This window comes from Paranoxybacillus vitaminiphilus, from assembly GCF_003259935.1.
In the GTDB taxonomy this organism is placed as follows: Bacteria; Bacillota; Bacilli; order Bacillales; family Anoxybacillaceae; genus Paranoxybacillus; species Paranoxybacillus vitaminiphilus.
In genome coordinates, this window is record NZ_QLMH01000001.1 from 435753 (window position 1) to 448343 (window position 12591).

17 protein-coding genes are annotated in these 12591 nt (G+C 39.9%); 10 read left to right on the plus strand and 7 right to left on the minus strand.

Annotation, left to right across the window (positions count from 1 at the left end; all coding sequences use genetic code 11):
* Nucleotides 1-100: 100 nt before the first annotated feature.
* The 3 genes from B0I26_RS02220 (at nucleotide 101) to B0I26_RS02230 (ending at nucleotide 1809) form a co-directional block, all read left to right on the plus strand.
* Entirely contained in the window at nucleotides 101-808 is a 708-nt protein-coding gene (locus B0I26_RS02220) for a cytochrome c biogenesis protein CcdA (protein WP_111643839.1), read from the plus strand.
* Between the two features lie 132 nt (nucleotides 809-940).
* Nucleotides 941-1303, plus strand: coding sequence for a response regulator (locus B0I26_RS02225; RefSeq protein ID WP_111643840.1), 363 nt, complete (start codon nucleotides 941-943; stop codon nucleotides 1301-1303).
* A gap of 44 nt (nucleotides 1304-1347) precedes the next feature.
* Entirely contained in the window at nucleotides 1348-1809 is a 462-nt protein-coding gene (locus B0I26_RS02230) for a CcdC family protein (RefSeq protein WP_111643841.1), read from the plus strand.
* A 63-nt stretch (nucleotides 1810-1872) separates the two neighbouring features.
* Here the strand turns inward: B0I26_RS02230 and B0I26_RS02235 are convergent, their stop codons facing one another.
* Nucleotides 1873-2307: a DUF2621 domain-containing protein gene (locus B0I26_RS02235; RefSeq protein WP_111643842.1), complete on the minus strand. Its 435-nt coding sequence runs from the start codon at nucleotides 2305-2307 to the stop codon at nucleotides 1873-1875.
* A gap of 471 nt (nucleotides 2308-2778) precedes the next feature.
* Between B0I26_RS02235 and B0I26_RS02245 the strand changes: the two genes are divergently transcribed.
* Nucleotides 2779-3417 carry a cell wall hydrolase gene (locus tag B0I26_RS02245; RefSeq protein WP_111643844.1) on the plus strand — a complete coding sequence of 213 codons (639 nt, stop codon included), beginning with the start codon at nucleotides 2779-2781 and terminating at the stop codon, nucleotides 3415-3417.
* 382 nt (nucleotides 3418-3799) lie between these two features.
* On the opposite strand, the gene B0I26_RS02250 is transcribed toward B0I26_RS02245, so the two are convergent.
* Both B0I26_RS02250 and B0I26_RS02255 read right to left on the minus strand, forming a co-directional pair.
* Nucleotides 3800-4183, minus strand: a complete 384-nt coding sequence (locus tag B0I26_RS02250; protein ID WP_111643845.1) for an Hsp20/alpha crystallin family protein — start codon at nucleotides 4181-4183, stop codon at nucleotides 3800-3802.
* A gap of 89 nt (nucleotides 4184-4272) precedes the next feature.
* Nucleotides 4273-4419 (minus strand): small acid-soluble spore protein P, encoded by a 147-nt coding sequence (locus B0I26_RS02255; protein ID WP_111643846.1) that lies wholly within the window; start codon nucleotides 4417-4419, stop codon nucleotides 4273-4275.
* A 121-nt stretch (nucleotides 4420-4540) separates the two neighbouring features.
* Between B0I26_RS02255 and B0I26_RS02260 the strand changes: the two genes are divergently transcribed.
* Entirely contained in the window at nucleotides 4541-4801 is a 261-nt protein-coding gene (locus B0I26_RS02260; RefSeq protein ID WP_111643847.1) for a hypothetical protein, read from the plus strand.
* 49 nt (nucleotides 4802-4850) lie between these two features.
* Here the strand turns inward: B0I26_RS02260 and sspO are convergent, their stop codons facing one another.
* Complete coding sequence (sspO, locus tag B0I26_RS02265) at nucleotides 4851-5000, minus strand: small acid-soluble spore protein O (RefSeq protein ID WP_111643848.1); 150 nt, start codon at nucleotides 4998-5000, stop codon at nucleotides 4851-4853.
* Nucleotides 5001-5223: 223 nt separating this feature from the next.
* Here sspO and acnA point away from each other — a divergent pair, with 223 nt between their 5' ends.
* The 3 genes from acnA (at nucleotide 5224) to B0I26_RS02280 (ending at nucleotide 9401) form a co-directional block, all read left to right on the plus strand.
* Nucleotides 5224-7938, plus strand: coding sequence for an aconitate hydratase AcnA (gene acnA, locus B0I26_RS02270; RefSeq protein ID WP_111643849.1), 2715 nt, complete (start codon nucleotides 5224-5226; stop codon nucleotides 7936-7938).
* Between the two features lie 710 nt (nucleotides 7939-8648).
* Nucleotides 8649-8849 carry a hypothetical protein gene (locus B0I26_RS02275; protein WP_111643850.1) on the plus strand — a complete coding sequence of 67 codons (201 nt, stop codon included), beginning with the start codon at nucleotides 8649-8651 and terminating at the stop codon, nucleotides 8847-8849.
* Between the two features lie 276 nt (nucleotides 8850-9125).
* Nucleotides 9126-9401, plus strand: a complete 276-nt coding sequence (locus B0I26_RS02280; RefSeq protein ID WP_111643851.1) for a DUF6123 family protein — start codon at nucleotides 9126-9128, stop codon at nucleotides 9399-9401.
* Nucleotides 9402-9478: 77 nt separating this feature from the next.
* Here B0I26_RS02280 and B0I26_RS02285 read toward each other — a convergent pair whose 3' ends face one another.
* Entirely contained in the window at nucleotides 9479-10396 is a 918-nt protein-coding gene (locus B0I26_RS02285) for a DMT family transporter (protein ID WP_111643852.1), read from the minus strand.
* A gap of 15 nt (nucleotides 10397-10411) precedes the next feature.
* Nucleotides 10412-10801 (minus strand): reverse transcriptase-like protein, encoded by a 390-nt coding sequence (locus B0I26_RS02290; protein ID WP_111643853.1) that lies wholly within the window; start codon nucleotides 10799-10801, stop codon nucleotides 10412-10414.
* A gap of 396 nt (nucleotides 10802-11197) precedes the next feature.
* Between B0I26_RS02290 and B0I26_RS02295 the strand changes: the two genes are divergently transcribed.
* Together B0I26_RS02295 and B0I26_RS02300 are read left to right on the plus strand one after the other, a co-directional pair.
* Nucleotides 11198-11863, plus strand: coding sequence for a ribonuclease H family protein (locus B0I26_RS02295; RefSeq protein WP_111643854.1), 666 nt, complete (start codon nucleotides 11198-11200; stop codon nucleotides 11861-11863).
* 10 nt (nucleotides 11864-11873) lie between these two features.
* Nucleotides 11874-12086: a zinc-finger domain-containing protein gene (locus B0I26_RS02300; protein WP_111643855.1), complete on the plus strand. Its 213-nt coding sequence runs from the start codon at nucleotides 11874-11876 to the stop codon at nucleotides 12084-12086.
* A gap of 197 nt (nucleotides 12087-12283) precedes the next feature.
* Here B0I26_RS02300 and B0I26_RS02305 read toward each other — a convergent pair whose 3' ends face one another.
* On the minus strand, nucleotides 12284-12544 hold the full coding sequence (locus tag B0I26_RS02305; protein ID WP_111643856.1) for a DUF2564 family protein: 261 nt from the start codon (nucleotides 12542-12544) through the stop codon (nucleotides 12284-12286).
* Nucleotides 12545-12591: the final 47 nt, after the last annotated feature.

Consider the following 12591-nt stretch of genomic DNA (forward strand, 5'->3'; position numbering starts at 1 on the left):
AATCTGAATTTAAAACGAGAGATAATTATGAACAAATTGTGAACTATTATTCACTTCTGCTTTTTTTTGCTAGAATAAAGTGGAGAGGAGTGAACAGTGAATGACGGATATTAATATTTTTCTTGCATTTGGCGCTGGGTTTTTGTCGTTTATTTCTCCATGTTGTTTGCCTTTGTATCCGGCATTTTTGTCATATATTACAGGGGTATCCGTTGGCGAGTTAAAATCGGAAAATGTGATGCTCCAAAGACGGAGTTTACTTCATACACTCTTTTTCTTGCTTGGATTTTCGCTTATTTTTATTTCGATCGGATTCGGCACATCGTTTATTGGGAAGTTTTTTAATGACTATCAGGATTTCATACGCCAAGTCGGTGCTATTTTGATTATCTTTTTTGGTTTTGTCATCATCGGCGTGTTTAAACCGGACTTTTTAATGAAAGATCACCGCTTATCATTTCAAAGCCGCCCTGCTGGTTACATAGGCTCGAGCTTAATTGGCATGGCTTTTGCCGCAGGATGGACACCGTGTACGGGACCGATTTTAGTGTCGGTCATTGCCTTGGCGGCTACGAATCCAAGCTCAGGGGTTTTATATATGACCGCCTATTCGTTAGGTTTTGCTATCCCATTTTTTATCTTGTCGTTTTTCATTGGAAGAATGCAATGGATCCGCAAGTATAATGTTAAAATAATGAAAGCCGGCGGTTATGTAATGATTGTCATGGGAATTGTTTTATTTTTTGATTGGATGACAAAAGTGATTGTTTATACTTCTAATCTTTTTGGAGGGTTTACAGGATTTTAACGTCGAAAAAATAGTATATTTGTCATTATGTTTATATTGAAAACGTTCCGATAATTCGCTACATTTTTTTTGAATGAATCCCGGGCCTTTGGGTGAATTAGATTTCATCGGAACAAGTAGGGGGAAGAATGAATGGCCAAAATATTGATTGTTGATGATGCAAAATTTATGAGAATGACATTATCTAATATTTTGAAAAAGGCAAATCATGAGATTGTCGGTGAGGGGGAGAACGGTAAAGAAGCAGTGGAATTGTACCGGACGCTTCGTCCAGATGTTGTTACGTTAGATATTACAATGCCGGTTATGAATGGATTGGAAGCAGTAAAAGCGATTAAACAAGAAGATCCAACTGCAAAAATCATTATTTGTTCAGCGATGGGGCAGCAAAAAATGGTTGTTGAGGCGATTGAAGCAGGAGCGTTGGATTTTATTGTGAAGCCGTTTGACGAACCGCGTGTGATTGATGCAGTGAACCGTGTGCTTTCATATTAAACATTAAAAAACATAAGCTAATTTGATGAAAAGGATGGATTCGCTTGGTTATAGCAACATCGATTATCGCTGTCGTGATGGCGTTTGTTGTCATATTTATTAGGATGAAAGCGGCAGAAAAACCGACAAACGCCAAAAAAATTATTTTACCACCTATTTTTATGAGCACAGGGGCACTTATGTTTTTACATCCAATGTTTCGTGTTACGATAACCGAGCTGATAGAAGCATTGGTTCTTGGTGGCATTTTTTCGATCTTTCTCATTAAAACGTCGCGCTTTGAAATCATCAATAATCAGATTTATTTAAAGCGTTCTAAGGCATTTATGTTGATTCTGATCGGGCTGCTTGTGATTCGGCTTGCTTTGAAATCATATTTAAGCAACAAGATTGACTACGGTGAACTAAGCGGTATGTTTTGGCTCTTAGCGTTTGGGATGATTGTTCCGTGGAGAATCGCCATGTATCGCTCTTATAGAAAATTGAAAAAGCAATTGCATCGTTGAGGAAGAAAAGTAAAGGGCAGAGTCATATTTATTGACTCTGCCTTTCGTTATGAGGGAAAGCTGTCATTTTTTTTGCAATAGATGTTCATATGGTGTAATATCAATATTCTTTTCTTTTAATGCTTTTAATAAAAATTTATGGTCGCGTTTTGGTGTGGCGATAATATAGCCGCGAATCACTAAATCCTCCGTGATGCGTTCGGCTTTTTCTTTAAGTGCAAGTTCGCCGATTTTTCCGGCAATTTTTTGTCTCGCGACATCACGGAACAATTCAGGCACTGGTTTTACTAAATCTTCAAGAAGCGCCTTTTCTTTGTCATGCCATAAATGCCGTGTCTGTTCAATATAATAATCCTGCCAATCAAGTTCTGACTTTCCGTCTTCTTTTGGCAGCCGCTTTAAAAATTTACGAAACATAAAAAATCCGCCAATCGACATCATAACGAGCAAAAAAACGACCCAAAACAAAATAAACCAAAGAAACCAACCAGTTAACATTTTGACTCCACCTCTGCGAAAACTTCCATAACTATCATTATGGAGGAAACGATTTTTTTTCGCAACAAATGATGTTATTTGCCAATGTATGTTTTGGATTGAACTACTCTCACTTTCATGGGGGAACCCTGCACCTTCAGAAGACGGAGGGTTGCTCTAAATGTTTGGTACAGCATTTCCCTACTATAAACGTTTTAGTAGAATGTAAGGCAGGAATCAAAATCGCCTGGCAGATAAGACGAGATTTGTTTATTTCTGCTTTATTCGAGCACATTTTTTATAATGTTAATATTGTTATAGAAATGTAATACAACTGTAAATAAGTGTGCTCATCCCTTGTTTATCAAGGGATTTACACGTTGTTGACATGATGAATGGAAAATCGGACCAGTGATATCCTCTAGTAAACATGTTATCTTGTAGTTGCCATGTTAAACGACGAAGCCAAAAAGCAACTATGAGGAGGACATCATGTTTAAGCGAATTTTGCTCACACTCACAGTAGTTTGCTGTATGGTCGTAGCGTTTACATCACCATCAGAAGGGCATGCGGCGGCGTATACATATTACAAAGTTCAAAAAGGAGACACATTGTATTCCATAGCGAAAAAACATAAAACGACTGTGTCTAATTTAAAAGCAATGAATCATAAACGCAACGACATAATTATTGTAGGCGAAAAATTAAAAGTTCCCCAAGGACGGGCAGCTACATCGGCTGTAAAGAAATCTGTAACCGCTGAGGAACGGAAATTGATGGCTCAGCTTGTTCACGCCGAAACAGGTTATAGTGAGCCGTTCGCCGGAAAGGTGGAAGTAGCGCTAGTCATTCTCAATCGCGTCAAACATCCATCATTTCCAAAATCCATTAAAGGTGTCATTTACCAAAAAACGAAATCTGGCTATGCATTTGTACCAGTGAGAACAGGAAAGCTAACAAAGATTCAACCGACGAAACAAGATTATGCAGCTGTAGATCAAGCGGTTGCATTACATTCCAACGATAAGCGTGGCTCGTTGTATTTTTACAACCCGAAAATTACAAAAAACAAATGGATGTTATCAAGACCGGTAACCATTCGGATTGGTAACCATGTTTTTGCCAAATAATAAAAGGTTTTGTGTATATCAGAAAGGGAATAACATGGCAAAAATTCAAAAGAGGCTGACCCAAAAGCAAATCGTCAGACCCCACAACACATATATATAGCATGTCTATTGGTCCAATAAGCTATATATGGTAAGATGTGCGTGAGGTCAGACACTTATGGGGTCAGCCCTTTTTTGTAGGTTTAACCACGGATGTGTTGCTTTTTTATAAATTTTAGCAACCAGAGTCGGTTAAGAAGTATACACCATGGGAATTTTTCAGGAAGAAAGGGAAGAATCTTTATAAAAAATAAAGTATAAACTATAAAAATGTTATGTTAACAAAAATAAAAACAGTGCTTTTTATGCACTAATTATGCCATTCTGCAGGGAATATTATGTTTTAGAACCCTCCATCGCTGATCTGAATGTTTCTAGAATTCTCCTGGCATTCACCGATTGTTATCTTGCTGATGCGAACTTCTAGTATTCCTTTCTCAAAATAGGCCTGGACATTTCTATCCACTAAAGAAAAAGGCAGGCGCACGGTTCTTTCCTTACATGCCTCTTTTTGTTCATATACTTGAATAATAGCCACGTTATCATAGCATTTTACTTGAATTTGATGAATGGCATAAAGAGGGAGTTCCGCTTCAATGATATAATCATCTCCTGTTTCAAAAACATCCACTCGAAACATTGTTTCATCTAAATAATCAGTAAAAGGATCAGCAAGCAAAATTTGCAGCCATTTATCGAATTCATTTAATTCCTTTTTACTTCCCATTGTAAAAACTCCCCCCGCATGAATGAAAAAGCTTTGCTGTGATATCATATGCAAACTTAGGAAGCATTGTTCGCGGTGGGAGTTTATTATTACATATCGTGGCTGGAATTGTGTTTTTGCCGGGTGTGGTTATGGTTCTTCACTTTTTTTGAACCGCTTAACGGCTCAGGCTGTCCCGGATTATTGCCTTTTGGCGCATTTTTCCGCATATCCTTGCCGGTATTTTTGTTTGTCATGAAACGCTCCCTCCTTCATTTATTAGAATGATGTATTTTATAAGGAATTATTCGTGTATAAATCCGCTTTTGATTTGAAACGATATAAATGCAGCATGCCACGATGAAGGAGTGAACAACTGTGCCATATCACAAAGACAAACAACAGGCGTTTCAAGCGGCGCAACAGGGAACAATGGAAGCGAAAGAATGGTATGAGAATCTTGTTCGTGATCGCGCTGATTATGGAAGCCAATTGAAGCATTTAAAGCAAGAAGTGAACGAAGCATTTGAACAAATTAATAATGCCTTAGAAGTCGCTTCGGAAACACAGAGAGTTCAGCTGGAAAAATTTATCAATGACTTACAAACGATTGTAGATGAAGTAAATAAAGGGGTCTGACCCCCCTGTTGCATTAAAGCTTTAAAACGATGGGGGTCAGACCCCCTATTTATTGGTTCTTTTTTCTTTTTTTATTGTTTTGCCGTTGTTCTTCTGTTAGCGGTTCATTTGCCAATTCTTCATTATACCCGGCGCCGATTCCTTGTGCGCTTGCTGCATTCATTCCTGGAATGACATGGTTTGCTTTTCTTTTTGCCATGTTATCATCACCTCCGTTTGTATTTTGCGCTTTTATAAGAAAAAATTATCACCTTTCATAAGAAATTTATGAGGTAAGAAACTCCATGATAATTATTTACATATATAAAGCATTGTAATAAGATAAAAACGTAGGAATTTTGTGGGTTTTGGGAGAATTCAAGCTATTTTTTCGACATTTTTGTGAAAAAATAGTATAGTATTGAAATGAGGGGGTAATACATATGGCAAAACAAGATGTTTTTAACGCGCGGGCTTCTTTTGAGGTAAACGGTAAAAAGTATAACTATTACCGTTTACAGGCTCTTGAAGAGGCTGGCATTGGGAAAATTTCACGTCTACCATATTCTATTAAAGTATTGCTAGAGTCTGTGTTGAGACAAGTAGACGGCCGCGTCATTACAAAAGAGCATGTTGAAAATCTAGCAAAGTGGGGAACAGATGAATTAAAAGACATCGATGTTCCTTTCAAACCATCTCGCGTTATTTTACAAGACTTTACCGGAGTTCCGGCTGTCGTCGACTTAGCATCTATGCGCAAAGCAATGGCAGATATGGGCGGAGATCCGTATAAAATCAACCCAGAAATTCCTGTCGATCTTGTTATTGACCACTCTGTTCAAGTTGATAAAGCGGGAACAGACGATGCGCTTGAGTACAACATGAACTTAGAATTTGAGCGCAACGCAGAGCGCTACAAGTTTTTAAACTGGGCGCAGAAAGCGTTTAACAACTATCGCGCTGTACCTCCTGCAACAGGTATCGTTCACCAAGTAAACTTGGAATACTTGGCAAACGTTGTACATGCTGTTGAAGGCGAAAACGGTGAGTATGAAGCATTCCCTGATACGCTTGTTGGTACAGACTCACATACAACAATGATTAACGGTATCGGCGTGCTTGGATGGGGTGTCGGCGGTATTGAAGCAGAAGCGGGAATGCTTGGACAACCTTCGTACTTCCCGGTACCTGAAGTCATCGGCGTCAAATTAACGGGTAAATTGCCAAACGGTACGACAGCAACTGACCTTGCGCTAAAAGTAACGCAAGTGCTTCGCAAAAAAGGTGTTGTCGGCAAGTTCGTTGAATTCTTTGGTCCTGGTGTAGCAACATTGCCGCTTGCAGATCGCGCAACGGTTGCCAACATGGCTCCAGAGTATGGTGCGACATGCGGTTTCTTCCCGGTTGATGAAGAAGCGCTTGAATATTTACGTTTGACAGGTCGTGATGAGCATCATGTTCAAGTTGTTGAAGCATACTGCAAAGCAAACGGCTTGTTCTATACGCCGGATGCGGAGGAGCCAATTTTCACAGACGTTGTGGAAATCAATCTTTCTGAAATCGAAGCAAACCTTTCCGGACCAAAACGTCCGCAAGACTTAATTCCGCTTTCTAAAATGAAAGAAGCGTTCCGTGAAGCAGTGAAAGCTCCCCAAGGAAACCAAGGCTTCGGTTTAACGGAAGCGGACCTTGATAAACAAGTGACGGTGAAGCTTGCCAGCGGTGAAGAAGTCACAATGAAAACAGGAGCCATCGCCATCGCTGCAATTACAAGCTGTACAAATACATCAAACCCATATGTGCTAATCGGCGCTGGTTTAGTGGCGAAAAAAGCGGTTGAAAAAGGTCTTCAAGTACCGAAATATGTAAAAACATCACTTGCTCCTGGTTCAAAAGTCGTTACAGGCTACTTAAAAGATTCAGGCCTGCTTCCATACTTGGAGAAAATTGGCTTTAATATTGTCGGTTACGGCTGTACGACATGTATCGGTAACTCAGGACCATTGGCTCCCGAAATTGAAAAAGCAATCGCAGAAAATGACCTGCTTGTGACAAGTGTGCTTTCAGGTAACCGCAACTTTGAGGGACGCATTCATCCGCTCGTAAAAGGAAATTACTTAGCATCACCACCGCTTGTTGTGGCATACGCTTTAGCTGGTACAGTTGACATTGACTTATTAAATGAGCCAATCGGTAAGGACAAAGACGGCAATGACGTATATTTCAATGATATTTGGCCGTCAATGGACGAAATAAAAGAAGTGGTAAAACAAACAGTAACACCTGAATTATTCCGTAAAGAATATGAGCGTGTCTTTGATGACAACCCTCGCTGGAATGAAATCGAAACGACAGATGAACCGCTCTATCAGTGGGACGAAGACTCCACATACATTCAAAACCCGCCGTTCTTTGAAGGTTTATCTGCAGAAGCGGGCGAAGTTAAGCCGCTTAAGGGCTTGCGCGTAGTTGGAAAATTCGGTGATTCTGTAACAACAGACCACATTTCACCAGCAGGTTCTATCGGTGTGAACACGCCGGCTGGCCAATATCTCATCTCTAAAGGCGTTGATCCAAAAGATTTCAACTCTTACGGTTCTCGCCGCGGTAACCATGAAGTGATGATGCGCGGTACATTCGCAAACATCCGTATCCGCAACCAAATTGCGCCGGGAACAGAAGGCGGCTATACAACATACTGGCCAACAGGCGAAGTCATGTCTATTTACGATGCATGCATGAAGTATAAACAAGATGGCACAGGTCTTGTTGTCATTGCAGGAAAAGACTACGGAATGGGAAGCTCACGTGACTGGGCTGCCAAAGGTACGTTCCTGCTTGGCATTAAGACGGTCATCGCTGAAAGCTTCGAGCGTATCCACCGTTCGAACCTTGTGCTCATGGGCGTATTGCCGCTGCAGTTTAAAGAAGGCGAAAACGCAGAAACGCTTGGTTTAACAGGCAAAGAAGTATTTGAGGTACACATTGACGAAAATGTAAAACCGCGCGATTATGTAAAAGTAACGGCTACAAATCCAGACACAGGTGAAGTGAAAGAGTTTGAAGTATTAGTTCGCTTCGACAGCGAAGTCGAAATTGACTACTATCGCCACGGCGGTATTTTACAAATGGTATTGCGCGAAAAACTAAAAGGGTAACAAGAAAAGTGTAGTCGCCGCGATTAGCTCTCAAAGCCAAATGTTCTTCGCCCGAAGAGGTGCTTGTCACCTCAAGGGAGAAGGTTATTTGGCAGAAGAGAGCTAGGCGACGAAACTAGACAAAGCGAAAAGCGGAGCCGAGCGTTTAGCGCCGTAGGAAAATGTTCTTCCGACGAGAAACAATACAAATAATATAGGCAATCGAGTGTAAGATCGCATAGGTTTTACACTCGATTTTTTATTATTAAAGCAAAGGTTTCTCACGTTTTAACATGTTCACCGAGAAGTTTCCCGCCTCTAATCGAAGTGTAGGTGGGAGAGGTTCATCATAAGAATGAGCATCCTTATTCACATATTGACAATCTCTGTTATCACTCATCAATTTAGTGTGCGATTTTAGTTTTTAATTTAAAAAGAGTGTTGAAAATCATTTTTTATAGGGATTACAAGATAATAAGGATTTATCGCCACAAAATGTACTTGACAAACAATCCATTTTGTGAAATGTGTTACGACTTGTTATTAATTTTACTTTTATTACCATTTGGGTATAAGTAATTATTTAGCGCACTTCTGTTAAAAAGTCAAATACATCTTTTGATGAAGAGACATAATAATGGAATTTATATTAAATCTTGGGTATAGGAAGTTATTGAACTAACGGGGCAGAATAGTGAAAGTGCTATACTGTTGAATAGGAGGGGTTTTTGTTGTTAGAAATTGAAAAAGTAAAAGAGAAGATTACTCAATTAGATGAGTCGGAAGCGAAAAGCCTGTTAATGATTATATATGCAAGGCTTGATACTGCAATAAATGGAAATGGTGGAGATGAATTTATTAAAAAAACTATAATAGATTTATTTGATATTTATAAGAGACTGCCTGACAAAAAAGAACTAAAAAATAATTGAACTAACGGGTGCGTTAAATGGAATAGTGAGGTTAAAATTGAAAGCTTGAGGCCAAACTGATCCGAAACAGTATGTCTATGAGCGAAAGAAAGAGCGAATTCGTGAACGGCTCGGTCATCAGCCGATTGAAGTCGTTGGCGGCGCGCTGTTAGGGACATTTATTGGAGCTATCGCTTATTTTCTCGGCCGAAAATGTTAAGTGTATATAGCGGTAACAGCGAAAATGCGTTAAGATGAGAAAGGAAGAGAAGACACTGGAAGAGCGGGGAATGACTAGTGGAACAAAAGCGACAGACTCTTGATGAATACATCGCTTTTTTAGCAAGTAAAGGATTTCATTTTCGTGAGGATGTTCTTGGCTTTATACAATTCGGGAAACAGTATACGGGGGCGGAAGATCGTCTTGCTGTCATGGCGTTGGAAATGACGTTAAAGGTGCAAAAGCAATTCGATGGCAGTTTTTATATATCGTTATTAGAGCAACTGAAGCAGCAAAATATCACAACACGGAAACAAGCAATGGCATTTATGAAAGAAAAAGGATTATTATAAGAAAAAGGCTGACCGGAAAAGCAAAGTATGAGACCCACAATATGGGATCAACGCTTATCGGTCAGCCTTTTATTGTGTCATTTGCCGGTTGAAAGAAAATTTTTTCGGAGCGAAAAAGAAATTGGTAATTCCGCTAAAATCATGCCAAGCAAAATCAATAAGCAGCCGGCAAAAGCCGATATCGTCAAGCGCTCACCTGCCCATATATAAGCGGTAAACGCCGCAAATACCGGTTCCATCGCGAAAATAAGGGCAACGCGCGTTGCTGTTGTATACTTTTGAAAATTGGTTTGGACTAAAAAGGCAAACGCCGTCGCGAGCAATGAAGTAATCAATAAGGCCGACCATACTTCCGTTTTTTGTAATACGGCTCCATTCAACATTTGTGTCCAATCCTCAAAGAAAAAGGCAGAAGTGACGCATAATATAGCAACGGTAAAAATTTGCGTGATCGTTAATAATAAGGTCGGAAACTGAGAAGAATATTTTCCTGTGATCACAATGTGCATGCCGAACGAAACCGCACATAAAAAAACAAGTACATCCCCTTTATTCACCGACAACTCGCCGTTCATTGTCAATAAATACAGCCCGGTGGCGGCAATAAGCACACCGAGTATCGCATTGGCTTTCGGCTTTTGTTTTAATAGGAAAAAAGCAAACAAAGGAACTAAAACAACACTCAGCCCGGTGATAAAACCTGCTTTTGCTGAAGTGGTGTACAATAAGCCAATCGTTTGAAAGGCATAGCCGCTAAAAAGCCAAAAGCCCATAAAGGCACCGGAAAGCAGCAATGAACCGTTCCACATTTTTAATTGCGGGCGATGAAAAATGAAAAGCCATATCAGCAAAAACAAACCGGCGAGCAAAAAGCGCACGCCGTTAAACGAAAGAGGTTCAAGAAACGAGATAGCGTTTTGAACAAGGACGAATGTTGCTCCCCATATAAAGGTAACAAACAAAAGACACATATCCGCGGCCCATTGTTTTTTCATCATTCATCCCCTTATCTATTGATTTAGTTGTATTGCTTTGCGCGCCAATTCATCCGCAACATGGTTTTGTTTGCTTGGAATCCACTTAAGAAAAAATAAATCAAGCTGTTTTGCCAATGCTAACGCTTCATCAAGGAGAGGGGCATATTTTTCATTTTTCATATACTCTTTTTCTACTGCGCGGTCAACCAATTGCGAGTCCGTGCGGAATGAAACCGTTCGATACCCTTTTTTTAAGCAAATTTCTAACCCTTTAATAAGGGAATATAGTTCTGCTTCATGGTTGGACATCGTGCCGAGCGGAATCGAATAACGCTCTACCGTTCCGTTTGCTTTTATAAAAACACCGGCACCGGATGGACCTGGGTCTCCTGCGCTTGCACCGTCAATATATACCTCAATCAAAAAGCGATTCCCCCAATAGATAATATTTCCGTTAATGATAGTTTAACATATTTGTAGAAAAATTGATATTTCTCTTTTTGGAAAGCTTTTGGTAATAAATATGTATTTAAACTAAAAAATCTTTCCAAAAAACGTTTACAAATTATAAATGATGTAAAAATGGACGCAGCAGCACACTGACTTGTCATTATGCTTGGGTTGTTGCGAATCGTTAAACATCTATTTTCAATTTGTGTAGTATAATTAAAAATAAACTGGAATGAATGCCATTATACCGCGTTCGTTGTAAACTGTACGAATAACGAATAAGAAACAAGGAACAATGAGGATAAGCCTTCATTGCTTTCCAAACATGGCAAGTAAAATTTGAGACTAGTGCGGAAGGATGAACCGATTGTGAATGTTGTTATTCAATGGAAATATGTAAGCCTGAAAAAACAAGAAATTGTGCTGACATCCGATTGGCTGCCGGCAGAAAAAGCATTGATGATTGCCGAAGATTTTGAAAAAACCGGGCGCGTGAAGGAATTGCTGTTTATCGATGAACAGAAGACGAGCTGGACGAAAAAAGAATTAACAAAGCTGCTAAAAGAATTAGAAACAGAGCCGCATGATATTGTTGCTTATTTTGACGGCGGTTTTGATAAACAGACGCAAAAAGCCGGAGTCGGCACGGTTATTTACTATAAGCAAAATCATCAGCGCTACCGGTTGCGTGCTAATCGGATGCTTGATGAAATCGAATCGAATAATGAAGCCGAATTTGCAGCGTTTTGGTTTACTGTTCAAAAATTAGAAGAGCTGGGCGTACATCATTTGCCTGTCACGTTTCGCGGTGACTCCCAAGTTGTACTTAACCAGCTGTCCGGTGAATGGCCTTGTTTTGAAGACAATTTCAACGCATGGTTGGACCGAATTGAAGCAAAACTTGCCGAGTTAGGCATCAATGCCATTTTTGAATTGATTTCGCGCAAACAAAACAGTGAAGCGGATAAACTGGCAACTCAAGCATTAGAAAAAATTTTGATTACAAGTACACTTGAGCTGAATGAGAAAGGATAGAGCACGGTTGATGGATAAAAGACATAAAGCAAATGAACGAAAAGAAATATTAGCGAAATTAAACGAAATCCATGATCTGTACTGTGAAGGATGTTTTTTGAAAGCGACATTTCGAAAAGAATTTGGCAAAACATATGCGCAGTCATTTTGTATCAATCAATGTACGGTAGGGGAAATGATTAAGCAATATGGGGAGAAGCTGACAGGAGTTTCGCGGACATAATGTGAAACTTGAGGCTGTCTCATAAGGGTCTGACCTCGCGCCCGTTTCATTTATACATTGTGATGTGGGGCTGGTCCTTGGTTTATGAGACAGTCTCGTTAAAAACGGGATAAACAGCGGGCTTGTCCATCAATGTCTGCTCTCACGCACATTTCTGACCATTTTCAGGATCAGCCTCATTGTTTCAGCAAGGGAGTTTATTTAAGCGCTTCATTTAATTGCTGCTCTGCCTGCTGCAGCTCCTGTTCGCAGCGGCGTAAAAATGGTTCATCAACCCCGGTTGCTTGATGCCGTGCTTCAGTAAGACGTACATGAGCATCGGCAACTGCTTGCTTCGCTCCTTCTAACATTTCTTTGTCCAAACTCATTGTGGCTGAGCCAACCATTTTCTGCGCTGTTTTTACTGACATTTCCACTTGCATAAGATCGTTATAGCCTGAATGAATGTCACGTTCCATCACATTTCCACCTCCTGACAAATAGTGTTTGTCAGCCTATACAGGAA